The 22,926-nt window shown below is 72.7% G+C and carries 15 protein-coding genes; 5 read left to right on the top strand and 10 right to left on the bottom strand.

Annotation, left to right across the window (positions count from 1 at the left end; translation table 11 throughout):
• Positions 1 to 56 precede the first annotated feature (56 nt).
• Positions 57 to 1,943, bottom strand: coding sequence for an ABC transporter ATP-binding protein (locus Pta02_RS32965; protein WP_203878912.1), 1,887 nt, complete (start codon positions 1,941 to 1,943; stop codon positions 57 to 59).
• On the bottom strand, positions 1,940 to 3,862 hold the full coding sequence (locus Pta02_RS32970) for an ABC transporter ATP-binding protein (RefSeq protein WP_239131417.1): 1,923 nt from the start codon (positions 3,860 to 3,862) through the stop codon (positions 1,940 to 1,942). The genes Pta02_RS32965 and Pta02_RS32970 overlap by 4 nt, the downstream gene beginning before the upstream one ends.
• A 245-nt stretch (positions 3,863 to 4,107) precedes the next feature.
• Here Pta02_RS32970 and Pta02_RS32975 point away from each other — a divergent pair, with 245 nt between their 5' ends.
• Positions 4,108 to 5,067 (top strand): ATP-grasp domain-containing protein, encoded by a 960-nt coding sequence (locus tag Pta02_RS32975; protein WP_203878913.1) that lies wholly within the window; start codon positions 4,108 to 4,110, stop codon positions 5,065 to 5,067.
• A 6-nt stretch (positions 5,068 to 5,073) separates the two neighbouring features.
• Here Pta02_RS32975 and Pta02_RS32980 read toward each other — a convergent pair whose 3' ends face one another.
• Genes Pta02_RS32980 through Pta02_RS32990 form a run of 3 tightly spaced genes read right to left on the bottom strand, consistent with a single transcriptional unit; the run spans position 5,074 to position 9,520 of the window.
• The gene (locus tag Pta02_RS32980) at positions 5,074 to 6,141 is read right to left on the bottom strand and encodes an alkene reductase (RefSeq protein ID WP_203878914.1); all 1,068 of its coding nucleotides are present in this window, start codon (positions 6,139 to 6,141) and stop codon (positions 5,074 to 5,076) included.
• 20 nt (positions 6,142 to 6,161) lie between these two features.
• The gene (locus Pta02_RS32985) at positions 6,162 to 8,267 is read right to left on the bottom strand and encodes a tetratricopeptide repeat protein (RefSeq protein WP_203878915.1); all 2,106 of its coding nucleotides are present in this window, start codon (positions 8,265 to 8,267) and stop codon (positions 6,162 to 6,164) included.
• Between the two features lie 11 nt (positions 8,268 to 8,278).
• Complete coding sequence (locus tag Pta02_RS32990; protein WP_239131418.1) at positions 8,279 to 9,520, bottom strand: hypothetical protein; 1,242 nt, start codon at positions 9,518 to 9,520, stop codon at positions 8,279 to 8,281.
• Positions 9,521 to 10,022: 502 nt separating this feature from the next.
• On the opposite strand from Pta02_RS32990, the gene Pta02_RS32995 reads away from it, so the two are divergent.
• Complete coding sequence (locus tag Pta02_RS32995) at positions 10,023 to 12,260, top strand: AfsR/SARP family transcriptional regulator (protein ID WP_275423636.1); 2,238 nt, start codon at positions 10,023 to 10,025, stop codon at positions 12,258 to 12,260.
• Positions 12,261 to 12,352: 92 nt separating this feature from the next.
• Here Pta02_RS32995 and Pta02_RS33000 read toward each other — a convergent pair whose 3' ends face one another.
• On the bottom strand, positions 12,353 to 13,318 hold the full coding sequence (locus Pta02_RS33000) for a GlxA family transcriptional regulator (RefSeq protein ID WP_203878917.1): 966 nt from the start codon (positions 13,316 to 13,318) through the stop codon (positions 12,353 to 12,355).
• A gap of 182 nt (positions 13,319 to 13,500) precedes the next feature.
• On the opposite strand from Pta02_RS33000, the gene Pta02_RS33005 reads away from it, so the two are divergent.
• Positions 13,501 to 14,022, top strand: coding sequence for a hypothetical protein (locus Pta02_RS33005; protein ID WP_203878918.1), 522 nt, complete (start codon positions 13,501 to 13,503; stop codon positions 14,020 to 14,022).
• Positions 14,023 to 14,036: 14 nt separating this feature from the next.
• On the opposite strand, the gene Pta02_RS33010 is transcribed toward Pta02_RS33005, so the two are convergent.
• Positions 14,037 to 15,206, bottom strand: coding sequence for a hypothetical protein (locus Pta02_RS33010; RefSeq protein WP_203878919.1), 1,170 nt, complete (start codon positions 15,204 to 15,206; stop codon positions 14,037 to 14,039).
• Between the two features lie 161 nt (positions 15,207 to 15,367).
• Between Pta02_RS33010 and Pta02_RS33015 the strand changes: the two genes are divergently transcribed.
• On the top strand, positions 15,368 to 16,825 hold the full coding sequence (locus tag Pta02_RS33015; protein ID WP_203878920.1) for a carboxylesterase/lipase family protein: 1,458 nt from the start codon (positions 15,368 to 15,370) through the stop codon (positions 16,823 to 16,825).
• Between the two features lie 42 nt (positions 16,826 to 16,867).
• Positions 16,868 to 17,356 carry a MarR family winged helix-turn-helix transcriptional regulator gene (locus tag Pta02_RS33020; RefSeq protein WP_203878921.1) on the top strand — a complete coding sequence of 163 codons (489 nt, stop codon included), beginning with the start codon at positions 16,868 to 16,870 and terminating at the stop codon, positions 17,354 to 17,356.
• A 71-nt stretch (positions 17,357 to 17,427) separates the two neighbouring features.
• Here Pta02_RS33020 and Pta02_RS33025 read toward each other — a convergent pair whose 3' ends face one another.
• The 3 genes from Pta02_RS33025 to Pta02_RS33035 all read right to left on the bottom strand — a co-directional run.
• The gene (locus tag Pta02_RS33025; RefSeq protein WP_239131419.1) at positions 17,428 to 18,228 is read right to left on the bottom strand and encodes an SAM-dependent methyltransferase; all 801 of its coding nucleotides are present in this window, start codon (positions 18,226 to 18,228) and stop codon (positions 17,428 to 17,430) included.
• A 172-nt stretch (positions 18,229 to 18,400) separates the two neighbouring features.
• Complete coding sequence (chrA, locus tag Pta02_RS33030; RefSeq protein ID WP_203878922.1) at positions 18,401 to 19,645, bottom strand: chromate efflux transporter; 1,245 nt, start codon at positions 19,643 to 19,645, stop codon at positions 18,401 to 18,403.
• Positions 19,646 to 19,735: 90 nt separating this feature from the next.
• A partial coding sequence (locus tag Pta02_RS33035; RefSeq protein WP_203878923.1) for a hybrid sensor histidine kinase/response regulator occupies positions 19,736 to 22,926 on the bottom strand: 3,191 nt, incomplete at its 5' end.

Consider the following 22,926-nt stretch of genomic DNA (forward strand, 5'->3'; position numbering starts at 1 on the left):
GCCCCGAGCCCCGGAACCCGTCCGTGCGCTCGGGGCCGTCCGCGGGTTCGCCGGATCTATCCGCGCGTTCCCAGGCCGCCGGACACCTCATCGGGCACACCGCCGGGGCCGTGGTCGGAGATGCTGTCCAGCCACGCCCGGTGCAGCCCGGCGAAGCGGCCCGCCCGCGCGATGAGCCGCTCCGGCGGGCCGTCCTCCACGACGCGCCCGCCGTCCATCACCAGCACCCGGTCGGCGACCTCGACGGTCGACAGCCGGTGGGCGATGATCAGGGCGGTACGGTCCGCGAGGATCGTCCGCATGGCCCGCTGCACCAGCCGCTCGCCGGGGACGTCCAGGCTGGAGGTCGCCTCGTCGAGGATCAGTACGGCGGGGTCGGCGAGGAAGGCCCGGGCGAAGGCCACCAGCTGGCGCTGCCCGGCCGACAGCCGCCCGCCCTGCTTGCCGACCGGGGTGTCGTACCCCTCGGGCAGCGCCGAGACGAACTCGTGCGCGCCGACGGCCCCGGCCGCCTCGACGACCTCGGCCATGGTCGCCTCCGGGCGGCCGAACCTGATGTTGTCCGCGACCGAACCGGTGAACAGGAAGTTCTCCTGCGTCACCAGGACCACGGCCTGCCGCAGCGTGTCCTCGGCGAGGTCGCGCAGGTCGACCCCGTCCAGCAGCACGCGGCCGGCCACCGGGTCGTAGAACCGGGCGACGAGCTTGGCCAGCGTCGTCTTGCCCGCGCCGGTGGCGCCGACCAGCGCCACGACCTGCCCCGCGGGGATCGTCAGGTCCATGCGGGGCAGAACCGGGGTGCCGTCGAGGTAGGAGAACTCCACCTCCTCGAAGCGCAGCCGCCCCCGGGGCCGCTCCAGGGGCGCCGGGTCGCGCGGCTCGGCCACCGCCGGACGCTCCTCCAGCACGCCGGAGAGCTTCTCCAGCGCCGCCCCGGCCGACTGGAAGGTGTTGTAGAACTGGCTGATCTCCTGCATCGGCTCGTAGAACTGGCGTAGATAGAGCAGGAACGCGGCCAGCACGCCGACCGTGACCTCCCCGCCGATGGCCAGCCACCCGCCGTAGAACAGGACGGCGGCGATCGTGACGTTCCCGATCAGCTTGACGCCGGGCATGAAGATCGCGACCAGGCGCATGCTCCGCAGGTTGGCGTCGCGGTAGTCGGCGTTGAGCCGGGAGAAGATCTCCTGGTTGCGCGGCTCGGCGCGGAAGGCCTGGACCGCGCGCACGCCGGTCATCGACTCCACGAAGTGGACGATCATCAGCGCCACGGTCTCCCGGGTCCTGCGGTAGGCGATGCTCGACTGCCGCCGGAACCAGCGGGTGAACAGCAGCAGGACCGGCAGCGGCAGCAGCGCCACGAGACCGAGGTGCACATCCAGCACCAGCAGCAGGACGGCGGTCCCGGTCAGCGTCAGCACGGCGGTGACGAGGCTGTCGAAGCCGGACTGGAGCATCTCGGAGATGGCGTCGATGTCGGAGGTGAGCCGGGAGACCACCCGTCCCGAGGTGTAGTCCTCGTGGAAGGACAGCGACAGCCGCTGGAAGTGGCGGAAGACCCGCCGTCGCAGCTCCAGGATGATGCCCTGGCCGATCCGGCCGGCCATCCCGAGGAACGCCTGCCGGGTCACCGCCTGGATGATCGCCGCCGCCAGGATCGCCGTGACGGTCATCACCAGCGTGCCCGACCCCTCGCCCGCCTGCATCGGCGGGATGCCGGCGTCGATGCCCACCTTGACGAGGAAGGGGATGGACAGGGAGGCGGCGTTGGAGATCACGATGATCGCGATGAGCAGGATGATCCGGGAGCGGTACGGCCGCAGCAGGTCGGCCAGCAGCCGCCGGGAACGGGTGCGCAGGACGAGCGAGGCCTGCTCCGGGACCTCCTCGCGCTCCTCGGCGGCCACGCCGCGCCAGTCCCGCGTGGTCGTCTGGCCGCTCACCGGAGAACCCCCTCGGTGTCCAGATCGTCCAGCCCGTCGTCGATGTCGCCGTCGATGTCACCGTCGATGTCACCGTCGGCGTCGCCGTCGAAGCCGCTCTTCGGGCCGCCGGGGTCGTCGTCCAGGTCGGCCGACAGTAACGCGCGGTACTCCGGCACGGTCGCCATCAGCTCGTGGTGCCGGCCGACGTGCGCGATCGTGCCGTCCAGCAGCAGGGCGACCCGGTCGGCCAGGAGCACGGTCGAGGCCCGGTGGGCGACGACGATCCCGGTGGCCTCGCGCAGCACATGCCGAAGTGCCTCCTCCACCAGGGCCTCGGTCTCGACGTCCAGCGCCGACAGGGTGTCGTCCAGGACCAGGATGTTCGGGCGGGACAGGACCGCGCGGGCCAGGGCCAGGCGCTGGCGCTGGCCGCCGGACAGGGACATGCCCTGCTCGCCGATCCGCGTCTCCAGCCCCCACGGCAGCCGGTGGACGAACCCGGCCTGGGCGACCTCGACCGCCGCCTCGATCTCCTCCTCGCCGGCGTCGGGCCGGCCCAGCGTGAGGTTCTCCCGGACGCTCATCGAGAACAGCGTCGGCTCCTCGAAGGCCGTGGCGACCATCGAGCGGAGCGCGGGCAGCGACAGCTCGCGCACGTCGTGCCCGTCGATCGTGACCCGCCCGGCGGTGACGTCGTGCAGCCGGGGGACGAGGGAGGTCAGCGTGGTCTTGCCGGATCCCGTCGCGCCCACGACCGCGACCGTCTCGCCCGGCCGTACCTCCAGCCAGACGTCGCGCAGCACCGGTTCGGCGGCGCCGGGGAAGCGGAACTCCACGCCTTCGAAGCGCAGATGGCCGCGCGGGCGCTCGACCGCGCCCGGGCCGCCGACGATGTCCGGCTCGGTGCCGAGCACCTCGGCGACCCGGTCCGCCGCGGTCATCGCCTCCTGGCCCATGGCCAGGATGTAGCCGAGGGAGGAGATGGGCCACACCAGCTGCAGCATCAGCGTGGTGAAGGCCACCAGGTCGCCCAGCGACAACGACTGCGCGCCGACCGCGAGGGCGCCCAGCAGCAGCACGACGGCGAGGGTGACGTTCGGGACGACCTCCAGGAAGGTGAAGAACCGGGCCGAGAGCCCCACCTTCTCCATGGAGCTCCGGTAGACCTTGCGCGCCCCGCCGTCGAAGGCCGAGAAGACGTGCCCGCCGCGGCCGAAGGCCTTGATCGTGCGGATGCCTCCCGCGGACTCCTCGACGACGGTGGCCAGGTCGCCCTGCTCGTCCTGGACCTGGCGGGAGATGGCGATGTAGCCGCGCTCGAAGCGCATCGAGGTGATCACGATGGGCACCGCCGACGCGGTGACCAACAGGCCGAGCGGCCAGTACAGCTGGAACAGCAGCACGGTCACCACGGCGATCTGGACGGTGATCAGCACCAGGAAGAGCATGCCGAACCCGAGGAAGCGGCGGATCACCGACAGGTCGGTGGTCACGCGCGAGAGCAGCTGGCCGGACTGCCAGGCGCCGTGGAAGCTCATCGGCAGCCGTTGCAGGTGCCGGTAGAGGTCGTCGCGGATGGCGGTCTCCACTCCCAGCACGGCGTCGGCCAGCAGCCAGCGGCGTACCAGGACGAGCAGCGCCTCGATCACGCCCAGGGCCAGGGCGAGCAGTGCCAGGGGGAGCAGGGCGCCGGTGTCGCCGCGGGCGACGGGACCGTCCACGATCGCTCCGCTGACCAGGGGGATGGCGATGCCGATCCCGATCCCGGCGAAGGAGGTCACCCAGATGACGGTCATGCGGGTGGTGTAGGGACGCAGGTAGGACTTCATCCGCCACAGCGAGCGCATCCTGGCCAGATGCGGGTGGCGGGGCCTGTGCTGGTGCGGCTGTCGGGTGTCGGAGGCTGGGTCGTCGGTGGCGGTGGTATCAGGGGGCATCGGCAGGCAGCACGCTCCTCACGGTGTTCAGTTGGCGGCGCCCTTCACCATTCCCGGTGCAGAGCCCGTTAAGGCTAAGCGGCTCGTCAACCGGTTTTCCGGTACGGCGGAGGCCCCGGGGAAGCCGGAGAAAGGGGACGGGCCCCGTGGCGGTGGAGAACCGTTGCTCCCGCCGGGCGGTGACTTTATGTAACCGAGGAAATACAGAAAGTATGGAAAGTGACACGGGAAGACCCGGCCTTCGCTTGTTGATCATAACTGGCGAAGGCCCCGCGAACGATGACATCAGGTACCTGGAGGAGGGGGCGCGACAGCGCGGGCACCTGCCCCGGGTCGTCCCCTGGACCCAGCTGAGCGTGGCGCTCGACAGCCGGGGACCGCGGCTGTGCGCCGACGGAGTCCCGCTGGAGGTGGACGGGATCGTCCACCAGATGTCCACCGACGCCCTGGACGGGCTCGTCATCCTCGGTGCGGTGGAGGAGGACGTCCCGCATCTCAACTCCGTCGACGCCGTCCTGCGCTCGGCCGACAAGTTCGCCACGCACGTCCGGCTGGTGGCCCACGGCGTGCCCACCCCGCCCACGGCCTTCTGCCCCAACGACCACGAGCTGCGGCTGTTCGCCCGCGACTACGGATACCCGGTCGTGCTGAAGCAGCCCGACGGCGCGCGGGGCGCGGAGGTCACCCTCGCCGCGGGCGAGGACGAGCTGCTCGCCAGGGCGGCCTCGATCCGGGGCCGGGGCACGCCGCTGCTGGTGCAGCGCTTCGTCGCCGAGGCGGCCGGGCGCAACCACCGCGTGGTCGTCATCGGCGGGAGGTTCGTCGCGGCGGTCGAGCAGACGGGCCGGCCCGGGGACTTCCGCTCCAACGGACCCGGCGACGTCTGCCGCCCGGTCACCCTCACCGAGGAGGAGATCTCCATCGTCGAGCGCGCGGCCCGCGCGTCGGGCCTCGACCTGATGAGCGCCGACCTGCTGCGCGGCGAGGACGGCCCGGTCATCCTGGAGACCAACTCCTTCCCCGCGTTCGGCGGGTTCGACCACGTCGACCTGCGCGTACCCCTCCTGGACCTGATCGAGCGCAAGGTCGCCGAGCGCGTCCCGCTGGTGCTCCAGGGCGCCGTCTCCGAGGAGGAGATGGAGGAGGAGATCGAGGAGATCATGGTGGCCTCCGCGGGGGAGGAACCCCTGGCGGCCTCCACCTGAGCCGGCTCATCCGGCGGAGGCGGGGGAGTAGTCGGTGTAGCCGCGTGCGCCTCCTCCGTAGTAGGTGGCGGGATCGGGGCGGTTCAGCGGCGCGCCGGTCCGCAGGCGCTCGACGAAGTCGGGGTTGGCCAGGAACGCCCGGCCGAACGCGATGAGGTCGGCGCCGTGCGCCAGCCACCGCTCGCCCTCGGCCCTGCCGCCGTCGGCGGACGGCTCGCCTCCCGATCCGGGAGCCGCCACGAGACGGCCCGGCCAGCTCGCGCGGATCCTCCCGCCGAGCGGCGTGCCCGCCGCGCTGCCGGCCAGATGCAGGTAGACGAGACCGAGCGGGGCGAGGGCGTCGATCAGCGCCGGGTAGACCTCGTCGGCTCCGTCCTCGGCCATGTCGTTGTACGGGTTGCCCGGAGTGATCCGCAGGCCCACCCGGTCGCCGCCGATCGCCCCGGCCACGGCCGAGGCGACCTCGACGGCGAACCGGATGCGGTCACGCCCGTAGCCGTCGTCCCTGAGGTTGGTCCGGGAGGCGAGGAACTGGTGGATGAGGTAACCGTTGCCGCCGTGCAGTTCGACGCCGTCGAAACCGGCGTCGAGCGCCCGCCGGGCGGCGTGCGCGAAGTCGTCCACGGTCGCCAGGATCCCGGCGGCGGTGAGTTGCCGGGGGACGGGCAGGTCCCGCCGCCCGGCGGGGGTGAGGATCCGCCCGGCGGCCCTGACCGGTGACGGCGCCACCGGCGGCAGGCCGTTGAGGCTCGGATGGCCGATGCGGCCGGTGTGCATGAGCTGGGTGAAGATCCTCCCGCCCGCCGCGTGCACCGCCTCCGTCACCGCCCGCCAGCCGTCGACCTGCTCGTCCGTGTGCAGGCCCGGGGTGCCGGGATAACCCTGGCCGGCCAGGCTCGGCTGAACGCCCTCGGTGATGATCAGGCCGGCGGTCGCCCGCTGCGCGTAGTAGAGGGCCGCCTCCGCCGGGGGCACTCCCCGGCGGTCGGCGCGGCTGCGGGTCATCGGTGACATCACCAGCCGGTTGGGGAGCCGCAGGCGTCCCAGGCGGACGGGTTCGAACAGATCGGGCATCACGGGTTCCTCGGTGAATCTCAGGCCGGTAGATCGGCGGGTCCCTGGCGGAGGGCGGCCAGACAGGCGTCCAGCCGCTCCCCGCTCTCCTCGTCGCCGGTCGCGGCCAGCACGGCCTCGTAGTCGGCGGCGGCTGAGGCGTAGCGGCCGGACTCCTGGTGGACGACGGCGCGGTTGAACCGGATCTCGGGCGCGTCGCTCAGTTCGGCCGCCCGATCCAGGTCTCGCAGGGCGCCGGCCGGGTCACCGCTCCGGTAGGCGAGGACGCCTCGCAGCGCCCAGGCCTCGGCGAGGTGCCCGTCGTGGCGGAGTGCGGCCGACAGCGCCCGGAGCCCCGCCTCGACCTCGCCCCGCTCGGCGAGCAGCTGTCCCTTCAGGCACAGCAGGTGGACGTTGGCCGGAGCGAGGTCGAGCCCCGCCGTGACGTCCTGCCAGGCGGCGTCGGTCTCGCCCAGCTCGTACAGGAGCCCGGCCCGGTTCACCCGGGCGTCCACGTGAGCGGGATCCAGCTCGATGGTGTAGCCGAAGTCCCTCAGCGCCCCTTGCACGTCGCCGAGTTCGAGCCGGGCGTCACCGAGGTTGTAGTACGCCTCGGGGAACGGCGGCGACAGGCGCAGCGCCCGCTCGTAGGCGGCGATCGCCTCCTCCTCGCGGTGCAGCCGGCGCAGGATGTTGCCCACGTTGAAGTGGTGCTCGGGGAAGTCGGGGTCGAGGGCGACGACCGCGCTGTAGTCGTCCAGGGACTCCTCCAGCCTGCCCATCGCGCCCAGGACCTGGGCCCGGTTGTAGCGCAGCACGGCGCGGTGCAGGACGTGCTCGTGCGGGGCGAGCTCCCGGTTCAGCCGGGCGATGCCCTCCTCCAGGAGCCGCAGCGCCTCCTGCGCGCGCTTCTGCCGTACCTCCACCAGGGCGAGCCCGTTGTGCCCGAAGACCGAGTGGAAGGCGCGTTTCCTGGGGTCGGGCAGCAGGGACCCGATGGCGATGGACATGTTCATCCAGGCCCGTGCCCGCTGGTAGTCCCGGCGCGGTTCCGGGTAGTGGCGGGCGTAGAGCATCGCGGTGCCGTAGGCCAGTTCCATCTGGATGGCGGGGTCGTCGGTGGCGGCGCGCGCCTCGTCGTAGAGGGCCAGCGACTCGTCGGCCCGTCCGAGGGAGGCCAGGACGGTGCTGGTCGCGTTGGTGAAGTGCCACCAGAGCTCCTCCTGGCAGGAGCGGTCCACGATCGCCCTGCCCCGCAGCCCGAGCTCCGCCGCCGCCTGGTAGAGGCCGATGCCCTGGCAGTGGTCCATCGCCGTGCGCAGGGCGGCCAGGCCGGCGCCGGAGGGGTCGCCGCCGTGCTCGGCGTGGTAGGGGACCGCGCCCAGCAGCAGGGAGAACTCTCCCCGGCCGGTCAGCTCCGCCGCCCGCTCGTCGTGCAGCCGCGCGCGTTCGGCGGGGGCGAGCCGTTCGTAGGCCTCCAGCAGCCGGGGGTCGTCGCTGGTCCCGTCGCCGTCCACGTAGGCGCGGGCGTCCGGTGCGGGCGCGTCCGGGACCTCGGCCGCCGGGGCGTCCACGCGCTCGGCGCAGGTCTCCAGGATCCGGGCCAGGGAGATCACGAGCTCACCCGGCGGGTCGGCGATCGGGGCCGTCCCGGTTCCCGCCACGACGGTCAGCCCGCCGAGGTCCCGGCGGCGGAGCAGGACGGCGGCGAACTCCTGGTCGGTCGCGTCGGCTTCGTGCAGGTTCTCGATGACGAGCGTCCGCGGTCCGCCGCCGAGCGCCCGCAGATAGTCGCGCAGGAACTCGGCCAGCCCGTTGGCGATGTTCAGCGTGTGCAGCCGGGAGTAGAAGCGGGTCCTTTCCCCCTCGCCCGCCGACCATTCGAGCGTCGTCCACGCGGGGGGGACGAGGTGGGCGAGTTCCGGGGTGCTGGTCAGGATCTCGATGTTGTGCCCGGGTCCCAGCTCCGGCAGGCGCTTCAGAGCGTCCTGCCCGATCAGCCGCATCAGCGTGCCCGCGGCGGTGTACGGCCCGCGCAGCCGCCGGTGGGCGTCGAGCACGGCCAGGACCGGCGGCAGATCGAGCCGGTCCCTCAGGAGGTCGCGGTCACGGCGCCGGGCGGCCCGGATCCAGCGGTGGTTGCCCATGGTGCGTCCCTTCAGGTGATGACGTGGTCGAACCGCCGCTCCCGGTCGCGGTATCGGTCCCGGGCCGCCAGCCAGGCGAGAACGGCGAGTTGCAGCAGAACGAATCCGCAGAAGACGGCGGAGTCCAGCATCTGCGGCCAGGGGGCCCCCTCCTGCGTGAACCGGCTGAGCACCCCGATGGCCGTCTGGTAGAGGATCGGGACGACCGCGAGGAGGAACGCGGCGAGGCTCACCGCGTAGCCGATGACGATCAGCCAGGAGTACCACCGCGCCACCCGCCGGTCGACGGGATGCCAGTCCGACTCGTCGATCAGCCGCCCGGAGCGGCCGAGCAGCCGGTTCAGGCGGTTGCGCAGCAGGCGGGCGGCCGTGGTGTGCAGGTCGACGCAGCCCAGGGCGGTGGAGATGAGGACGTAGAGATCGGTGCGGAGATAGAAGGAGAACTGCCAGACGATCCGGAGCAGGACGGCGAAGGCGAAGGCGAGGCAGAACCGGCCCGCGAAGGAGAACTCGCCGCCGGGCCCCCGGCTGAGGTCGGCCGCGATCGTGAGCACGGCCACGACGACCACATCCGCCAGCATGCCGGCCACGATCGGCAGGTACCTCTTACGCCGGTCCACGGCGACCAGGCCGTCCAGCGACGTCTCCAGCACGATGAAGTAGAACCTGCGCCCCACCCGCAGGCGGGACCGCAGGCCCAGCCGCCGGCCGGCGAGGGCGTGGAAGCCCTCGTGCAGGAGCAGCTGGGGGACGGCCACGACGAACAGGGTCGCCTGGATGACGGTGTAGTACTCGGTGAAGAAGACGTTGCGGTAGTCCGGCACGAGGTCGGGCCGTCGCGCCATCGCGATCAGGGCCCATCCGACGAGGGCCGCGTAGCAGATCCAGGCGGGCGGGGAGAAGACCGCCGAGCCGAGCCGCCGCCAGCGGACGGGGGCGCCGGCCGTACGCGCCTGGTCGGGCGAGCGGATGAAGCCGAGCTCGTCGAGGGCCGCGATCAGGTCGTCGATGTCGACGCTCTCGTGGTAGGTCTCGGCGTACCAGGCTGCCGCCTCGCGCGGCGGGACGCCCTGCTCCAGCCTGCGCACCAGCTCGGCGCCGTCCGGCGGGAAGATGCCGTAGGAGTCGGTGTCCCGCCTGCCCACCGTCACCTCCTCGCCGTCCGCCAGATAGACCAGCGGGTGCAGCGGGAGCGGCCGGTCCGGGGCGTGGCGGGTTTCCGGGCCGTCGTTCACGGCCTCCGTGTCGGTCAAGGGACAGCCCTCCCGCGGCGTGGTCGGGTGGATGGGGAGCGTGTGAGCGGGGTGGATTCAGCGGATGCGCCGGGCGCGGGCGTGTCCCGCCCCGGCGCATCCGCCGGGGGCCGGATTAGCTCGGCTTCTTGTAGATGGAGCACGCCGCGGCGGTCAGACGGACCGGGCCGGCCTTACGGATCTTGATCTTCTTCATCTCGCACCTCCTTCCACTCGTGCGGGGCATTCGTTCACGGTGACGGCCGGCGCTGGAGCGGGGCTGGAACGGGGTCGGAGCCGTACTGGACGCCGGCTCGACGCGTCCAGGCGGGGTGTTCAGCCGAATGTCGGTGCGATGCCCCGCAGCCCGATCGGCTGGGGAACGCGCCGACGGGGGAGGTGAAGATGGCCACTATCGGACATGGTGCGTCCTGGTATTTGACATTTTATTCTTACATTATGTCAAAAGCTTGATTACTCGAATTTCTATAATGATGTGGTTTTCGGGAGAGATATGGCGGAGATGCGGTTTCACCTGCTGGGACCGTTGCGGATATGGCGCGGAGAAACCGAAATAAAGCTCGGTTCGGAGAAACAGCGAGCGGTGCTCGGGATGCTGCTCCTCAAAGCGGGCACGCCCGTCCGGCGACAGGAGATCATCGACGCCGTCTGGGGCGGCGACGAGCCGGACTCCGTGATCAATCTGGTCCAGACATACGTCGGGCGGCTGCGGCGCGGCGTCGACCCGGACCACGTGGCCCGCTCCGGCTCCTCCTGGCTGGCCGGGCTGGGATCCGCATACGAGGTCCGGCTCGACCGGTGCGAGGTGGACCTGGTCCGCTTCCGGGCGACGGTGGCCGAGGCCCGGCGGGCGATGTCCGCCGGGGAGACCCTGGAGCTGCTGCTGCGGGCGCTGCGGCTGTGGCAGGGGCCGTGCCTGTCCGACCTCGACCATCTCCTGAAGGGGCATCCGTGGGTCCGCGCGGTCGACCACGAGCGCGTCGGCAGCCTCCTGGAGGCCACGAAGATCGCACTCCAGCTCGGGCTGGCGGATGAGGTCACACCGCATCTGTACGCCGTCGCCGCGGCCGAACCGCTGAACGAGGTCGTGCGCTCCTGGCTCGTGCTCGCCCTCGCCGCCTCCGGATCCCAGGTCGAGGCGCTGGCCGAATACGAGTCGATACGCGCCAGACTGCTGGACGAGCTCGGCATCGATCCCGGCCCGCAGCTCCGCGCGGCGCATCTGCAGGTCCTGAGACAGGAGACGGCGCCCGCGCCCCTCTACGAGCCGCCGCCCCCCGCGGAGACCGCCCCGTGGCCCTCCCTCCTGCCGGCCGGCATCGCCGACTTCACCGGGCGCGGGGAACTGGTCGACCGCCTGTGCGGCACGCTGGCCGACCGCCGGCCGGGACCCGTCCCGGTGGCGCTCGTCACCGGGCAGGGCGGCGCCGGCAAGACGGCCCTGGCCGTCCACGTGGCGCACCGGTTGAGCGACGACTTCCCGGACGGACGGCTCTACGCCGACCTGCTCGGCACCGGGGGACGGCCGGCCGACCCCGGGCGGGTGCTCACCCGATTCCTGCGCGTCCTCGGCGTCCACCCTTCGGCGATCCCGCAGGACCCGCAGGAGCAGGTGGACCTGTATCGCACCCGGCTCACCGGGCGCAGAGTGCTCGTGGTGCTCGACGACGCCGCCGGCCGGTCACAGGTGGAGCCGCTGCTGCCGGGCTCGCCGACCTGCGCGGTCATCGTGACCAGCCGGTCGCGGCTGTCCGGCTTCGCGAGGACCTACTCGGTCGACGTCGGCCTGATGGAAGCCGGGGAGGCGCGGAGCCTGCTGGCGGCGATCCTCGGCCCCGGGCGCCTCGAAGCCGAACCCGAGGCCGCCGCCGAACTCGTCCGGCTGTGCGACCGGCTGCCGCTGGCGCTGCGCGTCGCCGCGGCCCGGATCGTCTCCCGCCCGCACTGGACGCTCGGCCGGTTCGCCGAACGGCTCGGCGCCGGCGGCCTGGACGAGCTCGTCCTCGACGACCTGGACGTGCGCGCCGGTGTGGCCGCCGACTATCAGCGCATCGACGGGGCGGCGCAGCGGGCCTTTCGCCTGCTCGGGCTGCCGGAGATTCCGTCGTTCGCGGCGTGGGCGGCCGCCGCTGCGCTGGAGACGTCGGTGGAGGCGGCGGAAGAACTCCTCGACGTCCTCGCCGACGCGCGTCTCCTGGAGACCGCTGGCCCGGACGCCACGGGGCACACCCGCTACCGGTTCCACCGGCTCGTCCGGCTTTACGCCCGCGAGCGCGCCGTCGCCGAGGAGCACGCCACCACGCTGGGCGCCGTGCTCACCAGGACCCTCGCCGCGCTGCTCGCCCTGGCGGAGGAGGCCGGCGACCGCCTGCCGTCCTACGGGGACGGGCCGGTCCGCGGCAGGGCGCCACGCTGGCCGCCTCCGGCCCGTGTCCGCGACAAGCTGCTCGCCGACCCCCTGTCCTGGTTCGAGAGCGAGCGGGCCGGCCTGGTGGCCGCGGTGCTGCAGGCCTGCGCCGCCGGCCTCGACGAGCTGGCCTGGGAGCTGGCCCGCTCGATCCGGGACTTCGCCGTGCTGCGAGAGGACTGGGGCACCCTGGAACAGACCCACCGGGCCGCCCTGGCGGCCTGCCGCCATGCGGCGAACGGCGCGGGAGAGGCCGTCATGCTGCGCGGCCTGGCCTGGTTGGACCGCCACCGGTCGGGTCACGGGCGTCCGGCCGGCATCGGCCGTACCTGACGCCTGCCCCTGTCCGGGGTCCGCCGAGGCCGGAGCGAGTCCCGCGGCGGAGGAGCGCCGGAGCGGGGCGATCGTGACTTCGCGGGCACCCGCTACGCGGAGGCCTGCGTCGATCGGTAGTGCGAGGGGGAGACCCCGTACCGGTCCACGAACGCCTGGCGCAGGGTCTCCGCCGTGCCGAACCCGCAGCGGGCCGCCACTCCGGTCATGGGCAGGGAGGTGGAGAGCAGCAGGTGGGCGGCGGCCTCGGTGCGGGCGCGCCGGACGAAACGGCCCGGGGTCTGGCCGAGGTGCTTGAGGAACAGCCGGGTCAGGTGCCGCTCGCTCACCCCCGCCCCGGCCGCCAGCGCGACCGTGCCCAGGTCGCCGGAGAGGTCGCCCGTGATGCGGTCGACGACCTGCTTGACCAGGGTGTTCTCCGACGGTCTCGTGGCGGTGAACATGCTCATCTGCGCCTGGTTGCCCGGCCGCTGCAGGTAGGTCACCAGCTGCCGGGCCACCCGCCGCGCCACGTCGGCGCCGTTGTCCTCCTCGATGAAGGCGAGGGTGAGGTCCAGGGCGCTGGTGACGCCGGCCGCGGTCGAGGTGTTCCCGTCGCGGATGAAGATCGGGCCCGGGTCGACGGCGACCTCCGGATGGCGGTCGGCGAGTCTGCGCGCCCACTGCCAGTGCGTGGTGGCGCGGCGGCCGTCGAGCAGGCCCGCGGCGGCCAGGATGCTCGCTCCCGTGCACACCGAGGAGATGCGGCGGCTCTCGCGCGCCAGCCGGCGGACGTGCGCCACGATCACCGGGTTGCAGGCCGCCTCCTCGTGCCCGATCCCGCCCGACACGACCAGCGTGTCGAGCGGGCCGGTGACCCGCTCCAGGGTCGTCTGGGCCTGCAGGGTCAGGCCGGTGCCGCAGGTGATGGGGTTGCCGCCCGGCGTGGCCAGGCGCACCTTGTAGGGGGGTGAGGCGCCCTGCCAGTTGGCGCTCTCCAGGGCGGAGGTCACGCAGGCGATGTCGAGCAACTCTGCGGCGTCGTAGCCGACGACGGTGACGCGGCGGGGTTCGGCCATGCCCCGACCCTACGTCAGAAAGACAGGGAACCCAAGTTTTCAGACCTGACAGCCCTCCGGCCTCGCCGCCCCGCAAGCGGGGCGGCGACAGTTGGGCCATGACCCACACAGCACCTCGGACGACGACACGGGAAACGGGCCGGACGGCGCGGGAGGCGATCACGACGACGGGAGAGGCGACCGTGACGAGGGAAGAGGCGACCGCGACCACGGGAGGGGCGAGCGCGACGGCGCGGGAGACGGCTCCGGCGGCGACCGGCGGGCGGATGCGCTGGGGCCGCTTCGCCTGGCACTACGTCGAGATGGTCATCGCGATGTTCGTCGGCATGGCCGCGCTCGGATTCCTCCTGAGCGCCGCCGGTCTCGGCCTGTCCCACTCGGAGGACCCCGAGCTCGCCTACCTGGTGATGGCGTTCAACATGTCCGTCGGCATGGCGGTCTGGATGCGCTATCGCGGCCACGGCTGGGCGAGCACGCTGGAGATGTGCGCGGCCATGTTCGTGCCCGTCGTGCCGCTCTTCCCGCTGCTGTGGCTGGGCGTCATCGACGCCGGAGGCCTGATGACCTTCGCGCACGTGGCGATGTTCCCGCTCATGCTGGCCGCGATGCTCTGGCGCCGCCACGAGTACGCCGGCTGCGCGGCCTGGGGCCGCCGCCCCGATCACCGGGCCGCCGCCCCGATCACCGAGCCCCCCGCCCGGTGACCGGGGCGTCTTCGTCAGCCGCCGGCGCCGCGCACGCCGAGCGTCCTGTCGGTCCAGGAGGAACCCGAGAACGCGACGCGGGAGCCGACGCCCAGCACGGTCCCGGGCGCGGCGGCCACGCCGTTCAGCATGCCTCCCGCCTCGGTGGCGGGCAGGGTCTCCACTCGCCAGGCCGTACCGTTCCAGCGCATCACCAGCGGCTCGGGGTTGTTCGTCCCGGCCGAGGTGTACCCGGCGGCCCACACCTGGTCGGCGGCGACGGCGGTGACACCGTAGAGGAAGTTGTTGCCGGTCCCGCCGAGCGCGGGCAGCGGCACCTCGCTCCAGGCGGTGCCGTCGTAGTGGAAGGCGGCGGGCGTCCGGTAGTCGCGGTAGCCGACCGCCCACACGTCCGTCGGGGAGATCGCCTTGACGCCGCGCAGCGACCCGCCGACGCCCCCGGCCGGATCGGGCACCGGGACCTGGGCCCAGGCCGAGCCGGTCCAGTGCAGGGCCAGCGGATGGTAGCGCTCGCCCGAGCCGCGGTTGCGCCAGTTGCCGACCGCCCACACGTCCGCGGCGGAGGTGCCGGAGACGGCGTAGAGGGTGTTGAGGTAGCTGCCGGGCGTCGGGGCGTCCACCTCGGTCCAGGCGCTGCCGTTCCAGCGCGCCGTGTACGGCACGCCGAGCGCGGGGCTGAGCGTCTCGTAGTACCAGCCGACGGCCCAGGCCTCGGTCCCCGACAGCATGTCCACGCCCGTCACCGTGGGGGTGGTCGCCGGCTTGGGCAGGTCGACGATCCTCCAGGTGCTGCCGTTCCAGCGCCAGGCGGCGGCCTTCTTCGGCCCGTCGCCGCCGCCGTTGGCCCCGTGCGCCGTCTCGATCGAGCCCACGGCCCAGGCGCTGGTCGAGGAGGCGGCGTCCACGCCGTAGAGCTGGTTGTAGAACTGCGAGCCGTTCGGGCTGGTCACGCGCGACCACGAGGTGCCGTTCCAGCGCTCGATCAGGGTGCGTTCGGCGCCGAGACCGAAGTCGTAGGCGGTGCCGACGGCCCAGGCGCCGGTCGGGGAGAGGGCGGCGACCGCGTTGAGCCGGCTCAGGTCGCCGCCGGGGGTGGGAGTGATGGTCCAGGTGGTCGCGGACGCCGGCGCCGCGGCCAGCACGGCGAGTGAGACCGCGGCGCACGCCGCGAAGATCCGTCTCACGTCGGCCTCCTTCGTCGAAGGGATGGCGTCACCCCCTGTACGGCGCCCGCGGCCCGTCGGGGCGAATCATGTCCGGATCCGGACACCCGCCGGTGCGGGCCGCGCCGGGCCCGGGACCGGGATGTGGATCGAGAAGGCCCGGCCCCGGGTACAGACAGGGCATGGACCCCCATGTCAGGACCACCGGTGGACGGGTGCGCGGACACTGGGCCGGAGGGGTGGCCGAGTTCCTCGGCATCCCCTACGCCGCGCCTCCGGTCGGGGAGCGGCGCTTCGCCGCCCCGGTCCCCGCGCCGTCGTGGGAGGGGGTCCGCTACTGCCACGCCTACGGCCCGACCGCCCCCCAGCCGCCGAGCGACTACACCGAGGGCGTGCCCGAGCCGCTCATCGCGGGCGAGGACTACCTCAACCTCAACGTCTTCACCCCCGACCCGGGCGCGGCCGGGCTCCCGGTGCTGGTGTGGATCCACGGCGGCGCCTTCAACGGGGGCAGCAACGCCAGCCCGTGGTACCGGGGGACCACCTTCGCCCGCGACGGCGTGGTGTTCGTCGCCGTCAACTACCGCCTGGGCGTGGAGGGTTTCCTCCCGCTCGACGGGGCCCCGGTCAACCTCGGGGTCCTGGACTGGGTCCGGGCGCTGACCTGGGTCCACGACAACATCGCCGCCTTCGGCGGGGACCCCGGAGCCGTGACCGTCGGCGGGCAGTCCGCGGGCGGGCAGGCGAGCGTGACCCTGCTCGCGGTGCCCGGGGCCGCGGGACTGCTGCACCGCGTGATCGACATGAGCGGCGGGGCGGTGACGTGGGAACCGGTCGAGCCCGCCTGCCGGGCCGCCCGCGCGCTCGCCGGGCGCCTGGGGGTGCCGCCCACGCGCGAGGCGTTCTCGGCCTTCGCGCCGCAGGAGCTGGTCGCGGCCTACGCCTCGCTGGGCTCGGGCGAGCCCGGCCCAGGGCCGCTCGGTGAGATCTTCCGGCCGGGTCCCAAGGGGTTCAACCCGGTCAACGACGGCGAGGCGGTGGCCCGCAGCCCGTACGACATGATCCGGGACGGCTCGGCGCACCCGGCGGGGCTGCTCATCGGGGCCACCCTGGAGGAGTTCAACGAGAGCGTCCGTGCACAGCCCGGCCCCGTCGGACAGGAGGCCTACCTGGATGCCCTGCGCGGCCTCGGGGCCGGTCCCGGGGCCCGGCGCTTCTACGAGGAACGGCTGCCCGCCGGGCTCGAGGTCCTGGGCCAGATGCTGACCGACAAGATCTTCCGGATGCCGACCCTGCGCCTCACCGAGGCGGGCGCCGGGGCGGGCCGTACGGTGCACGCCTACGAGTTCCGCTGGCGTTCGCCCGCGCGCGGCGGGGCGGTCGGCGCGGGGCACTGCGTGGACCTGCCGTTCGTGTTCGACAACCTGGACGCGGGCGGGGTGGGCCGGATGTGCGGCCCGAACCCTCCGCAATCCCTGGCCGACGACATGCACGCCGCCTGGGTGCGCTTCGTCGCCACCGGCGATCCCGGCTGGCCGCCGTACGACCTGCGGACCCGTCCCACCTGGATATTCGACACACCCGGGCACCTCACCCACGACCCCATGGCCGGGGAGAGCCGCCTGTGGCCGGACCCGTGACCGCGCCCGCCATAAATGCAACAGTCCTGTTACATTATGCGCATGGATTCCCCCGCGCCCGGCCCCGAGCTGCTCGGGACCCGGCTCCGCCACCTGCTCGACCTGCTGGACGCGGGCGTCGCCTCGGTCTACGACGACCTCGGCCTGCAGGGGTACCGCCCGCGGTTCACCCCGGTGGTCAGGGTGCTGGCGGCTCACGGCCCCCGCTCCATCCGCGACCTGGCGACCGCGACCGGGGTGACCCACTCGGCGGCGAGCCAGACGGTGGCCCAGATGGCCAGGCAGGGACTGGTCACGGTCGTGCCGGGTGAGGACGCGCGCCGGCGGATCGTCCGGCTGACGTCGCGGGCCGAGCGGCTCCTGCCGGCGCTGGAGGTGGAGTGGGAGGCCACCGCCGCCGCGGCCGCCGAACTGGAGAAGGAGCTGTCGGCCCCGCTGAGCCTGATCGTGGACGAGGCCCTGCGGGCCCTGCGCCGGCGCCCGATGCGGCAGCGGATCGCCGCGGCCATGCCGGACCCCGGGGCGGGCTGAGAACGGGCCGGTCAGGCGGGCCGGCCGGAAGAGCCGGTCAGGCGGTCGTGCCGGTTGTGCGGACGGGCCGGTCAGGCGGGCCGGAGCACGCCGACGCCTCCCTCGATGCGCAGCCCCCGTACGGGATCGTCGAACTCGGGGCGCCAGCGCTGCACGGGCACCAGGCCCGGCTCGGCCAGGTCGAAGCCCTCGAACAGCGCCAGCACCCGCTCGTGGGTGCGCAGGACCGACTGCGTGGGCGTGCCCTCGGCCCCGGCCTGCAGCTGGGCCACCGCCTCCGGGTCGCTGTCGGCCATGCCGTGCGACAGCGCCAGGTGGCTGCCCGGCACCATCCGGTCGCGGAAGGCGCGCACGATCCCCGCCGGGTCCTCCTCCTCGGTCACGAAGTGCAGCACCCCGACCAGCAGCAGCCCCACCGGGCGGGAGAAGTCGAGGAGCCCGGTGATCCGCGGGTCCTGCAGTACGGCCTGCGGGTCGCGGGCGTCCCCCCGCACGCTGACCACGCCCTCCTCGCCGGCGAACATCACCTCGTTGTGCATCGCCACGACCGGGTCGTAGTCGACGTAGGCGACGCGGGCGCCGGGGCGGATCTCCCGGGCGACCTCGTGCACGCTCGGCGGGGCGGGGATGCCCGTCCCCAGGTCGAGGAACTGCTCCGTCCCCTCCCGCGCCATGTGCCGCACGGCCCCGGCCAGGAAGCGCCGCCCGGCCCGGGCCAGCGCCGCGCTGTCGGGCGCCGCCTTCAGCAACCGCGTGGCGAGGGCCCGGTCGGCCTCGAAGTGGTCCTTGCCGCCCAGCAGGTAGTTGTGGACCCTGGCGGAGCTGGGCACTGTGGGGTCGACCCCGGTGGGAACGCGCGGCAGCTCGGTCACGGGGGGATCCTCTTCGACGACGCCCGGGGGAAGATCGTATACAGGCGGGCGGGAAGGGGGAGATCACCTGCCGGACACACCATCCTGTCTCCGGGGCCGTACCCCGCGTCACGGTCCCGCGGTCCGGGGCCGCGCGCCGGGGAAGGGCAACGCGTCAGGGAAGGGCAACGCGTCAGGGGAACAGCAGCACCCGTCCCAGGCCGATCAGGGCGGCGGCCGCGATGAACCAGGCGGTGTTGAGCCGGGTGCGCCACTGCAGCAGCAGGGCCGCCACGGCCAGGACGACGGTGAGCGGGTCCACGAAGGCCTCGCCCGCCAGCTCGATCGTGACCCCCGCCATCAGCGCGAGCGCGGTGGCGTTGACGCCGTCCAGGAACGCCGCCGACCACGCCCTGCCGCGGATCCGGTCGACGATCCGGGTCAGCAGGGCGACGAAGGCGAACGAGGGGGCGAAGATCCCGATCGTCGCCAGGACCGCGCCGGGCAGTCCGGCGATCACGTAGCCGAGGAAGGTGGCGGTGGTGAACACCGGTCCCGGGGTGACCTGCCCGATGGAGACCGCGTCCAGCAGCTGCGTGCGGGTGATCCATCCCAGCCGTTCGGTCAGGTCGCCCTCCAGGAAGGCGAGCAGCACGTAACCGCTGCCGTACAGCACCGAACCGATCTTCAGGAAGATCAGGAAGAGCTGGGCCGGCTGACCGCCCGTGGGGTCGGGGAAGCGCGGCCCGTACGCCGATCCCGGCAGCCATCCCGGCAGCGCTCCCAGCACGGGGGCCGTCAGGGCGTGCATCCCGCCGTCCCGCGACCGGCCCGCCCAGGTGCGCACGGCCATGAGCGCCAGCCCGCCGGCCGCCAGCACGGCCAGCTCGTCGGCCCCGAGCAGGTAGGCCGCCAGCGCGGCCACGGCGAGCACGGCCGTCGTCCGGTCCTTCACCGCGGTCTTGAGCAGGCCGGCCAGCGCCCACACCACGATCGCCACCACCACGGGCTTGATCCCGTACAGCAGCCCCTCGGCCGCGGGCAGCTGCCCGTAGCGCACGTACGCCCAGGCCAGGGCGAGCACGATGGCGAAGGCCGGAAGGATGAAGCACACTCCGGCCAGGACGAGCCCCTTCCACCGGGCCCGCTCGTGGCCGAGGTGGATGGCCAGCTCGGTGGAGTTCGGCCCCGGGATGAGGTTGGTCGCGCCCATCAGGTCGAGGAAACGCTCGTCGCTGACCCAGCCGCGCCGCCGTACCAGCTCCTCGCGCATCATCGCGATGTGCGCGGCCGGACCGCCGAACCCGATCACGCCGAGCTTCAGGAAGACCGCGGCCACCTCGCCCAGCGCCCGGCCCCGCCGCGCGCCCCGGCCATGCCCTCCACCGTCGCCGGCGAGCCTGTCACCTCCGTCCGGCACGCCGTCCGAGCCGCTCATCCCTCTCCTTCTCGCGCGGGCCTCCGGCTCGCAATCATCCGGCGTCACGGTGAACGCACGGTGCACACCGCGGGGACGCCGGATGACTCCTCAAAGCTCCAGCCACCGCTGCATGCGCGAGATCAGCTCCTCGGCGTCGACCGGCTTGGTGACGTAGTCGCTCGCCCCGGCCGACAGGGCCTTCTCCCGGTCGCCCCGCATGGCCTTGGCCGTCACCGCGATGATCGGCAGGGCGGCGAAGCGCGGCATCTTGCGGATGGCCGCGGTGGCCGCGTAGCCGTCCATCTCCGGCATCATGATGTCCATCAGCACGAGGTCGATGTCCTCGTTGTGCGACAGCGCCTCGATGCCCTTGCGGCCGTTCTCGGCGTACAGCACCTGCATGCCGTGCAGCTCCAGGATGTTGGTCAGCGCGAAGACGTTGCGCACGTCGTCGTCGACGACCAGCACCTTGCGTCCCGTCAGGCCGGTGTCCGGCGCCTCCGCCGCCCGCGGGCGCTCGTCGGGGCTGGCCTGCACCAGCGGGAGCACGTCGCCGGGCTGCTGCGCCGACAGGTGCAGGGTGATGCGCTCGCGCAGCTCGTCGAGGCTGGGCAGGCGCTCCAGCGGCTGGGTGGTGGAACGGCCCTGCAGGAGGTTCTCCTGCGGGCGGGTCAGCGTGCGGGTGTGGTGGGCCAGCACCGGAAGCTCCCGCAACGCCGGGTTCTCGTCGAGCATGCGCAGGAACTCGGCCGCCGCGTCCTGCCGCATGCCCAGGTCCAGGACGACGCAGTGGTAGTCGTCGAGGGTCAGGGCCTTCATCGCGGCGGCGGGGTCGTTGGCGGTGGCCACCCGAACCGGCCCGTGGGTCTCGCTCAGGTCGGCGACCACGCTCTCGGCCAGCTGCGACAGCAGCCCGTTGGGACGGGACTCCAGGACCAGCAGGCGGCGGCCCTCCCCGTCGGATGAGACGTCGGGTTCCGGCGCGGCGGGCTGCGCCGCGATCGCCGCGGGCCCGTGAACGGTCTTCTCGACCGGCTCGTCCCCCATCGTCCTGGACGGGCCGAAACCGGCGTCGATGATCGGCAGGTAGAGGCTGAACGTGCTGCCCTTGCCCACCGCGCTGACCGCCCGGATCTCGCCGTCGAACAGGGCGGCGATCTCCCGGCTGATCGACAGGCCCAGGCCGGTCCCGCCGTACCGGCGGCTGGTGGTGCCGTCGGCCTGCTGGAAGGCGTCGAAGATCTGGGAGAGGTTCTCCTGCGCGATGCCGATGCCGGTGTCCACGACGTGGAAGGCGATGGCCTCCTGCTCCCGCGCCCCGGGCAGGTCGGCGTTGGCGATCCGCTCGACGCGCAGCCCGACCGAGCCCTTCTCGGTGAACTTCACCGCGTTGGACAGCAGGTTGCGCAGCACCTGCCGCAGCCGCTGCTCGTCCACCAGCAGCTGCGCGGGGACGTCGGAGTCGACGGCGATGTCGAATCGCAGCCCCTTCTCCGTGGTCAGCGGGCGGAAGGTCGCCTCGACGTAGTCCAGGAGCTGGCGCAGCGGCAGCGGCTCCAGGCTGAGGTTCATCTTGCCCGCCTCGATCTTGGACAGGTCGAGGATGTCGTTGATGAGCTGGAGCAGGTCGGTGCCCGCCGAGTGGATGACGTTGGCGTACTCGACCTGCTTGGCGGTCAGGTTGCGGGCCGGGTTCTGGGCGAGCAGCTGGGCGAGGATGAGCAGGGAGTTGAGCGGGGTGCGCAGCTCGTGGCTCATGTTGGCCAGGAACTCGCTCTTGTACTTCGAGGCCAGCGAGAGCTGCTGCGCGCGGTCCTCCAGCTCCTGACGCGCCTGCTCGATCTCGCGGTTCTTCGTCTCGATGTCGCGGTTCTGCCGGGCGAGCAGCTCCGCCTTCTCCTCCAGCTCGGCGTTGGAGCGCTGCAACTCCTCCTGGCCCATCTGCAGCTCGGTGGCCAGGCGCTGCGACTCGACCAGCAGGGCGTCGGTGCGGGCGTTGGCGACGATGGTGTTGACGTTGACGCCGATGGTCTCCACCAGCTGCTCCAGGAAGGCCTGGTGCACCTGGGTGAACCGGTTGAGGCTGGCCAGCTCGATCACGCCGAGCACCTGGTCCTCGACGATGATCGGCAGCACGATCAGGCTGACCGGGGCGGCGGTCCCCAGGCTGGAGGCGACGGTGATGTACCCGGCGGGGATGTCCTCGACCAGGATGAGCTGCTTGGCCACGGCGGCCTGCCCGACCAGGGAGTCGCCGAAGCGGTGGCGGCGCTCGTTCTCCTGGTGGCCGTAGCAGCCGACCACCCGCAGCTCCGGCCCGCCGGCGCCCTCCTCGGCCAGCAGGAACGTTCCGTACTGCGCGCGCACCAGCGGGGCCAGCTCGTTCATCACCAGCTCGGCCACGACGGCGAGGTCACGGTGGCCCTGCATGAGGCTGGAGATGCGGGCCAGGTTGGACTTGAGCCAGTCCTGCTCCTGGTTGGCCAGGGTGGTCTCGCGCAGCGACTTCACCATCGAGTTGATGTTGTCCTTGAGCTCGGCCACCTCGCCGGAGGCGTCGACGGTGATCGAGCGGGTCAGGTCGCCCGAGGTCACGGCGCTGGTCACCTCGGCGATCGCGCGGACCTGGCGGGTCAGGTTGCCCGCCAGCTCGTTGACGTTCTCCGTCAGCCGCTTCCAGGTTCCGGAGACGCCCTCCACCTCGGCCTGGCCGCCCAGCCGTCCCTCGCTGCCCACCTCGCGGGCCACTCGGGTGACCTCCGCGGCGAAGGACGACAGCTGGTCGACCATGGTGTTGATGGTGGTCTTCAGCTCCAGGATCTCGCCCCGGGCGTCGACGTCGATCTTCCTGGTCAGGTCGCCCTGGGCGACCGCGGTGGTGACCTGGGCGATGGAGCGCACCTGGCTGGTCAGGTTGTCGGCCATGGAGTTGACGTTGTCGGTGAGGTCCTTCCACGTGCCGGCCACGTTGGGCACGCGGGCCTGGCCGCCCAGCTGGCCCTCGGTGCCGACCTCGCGGGCCACTCGGGTGACCTCGTCGGCGAAGGCCGACAGCGTGTCGACCATCGTGTTGATGGTCTGCGCGAGCGCGGCCACCTCGCCCTTGGCCTCGACCGTGATCTTCTGCGACAGGTCGCCCCTGGCCACCGCGGTGGCCACCTGGGCGATGGAGCGCACCTGGCTGGTCAGGTTCGAGGCCATGACGTTGACGTTGTCGGTCAGGTCCTTCCAGGTGCCCGAGACCCCGCGCACCGTGGCCTGGCCGCCCAGGTTGCCCTCGGTGCCGACCTCGCGGGCCA

Source organism: Paraplanobispora takensis (genome assembly GCF_016863195.1).
GTDB lineage: Bacteria > Actinomycetota > Actinomycetes > Streptosporangiales > Streptosporangiaceae > Planobispora > Planobispora takensis.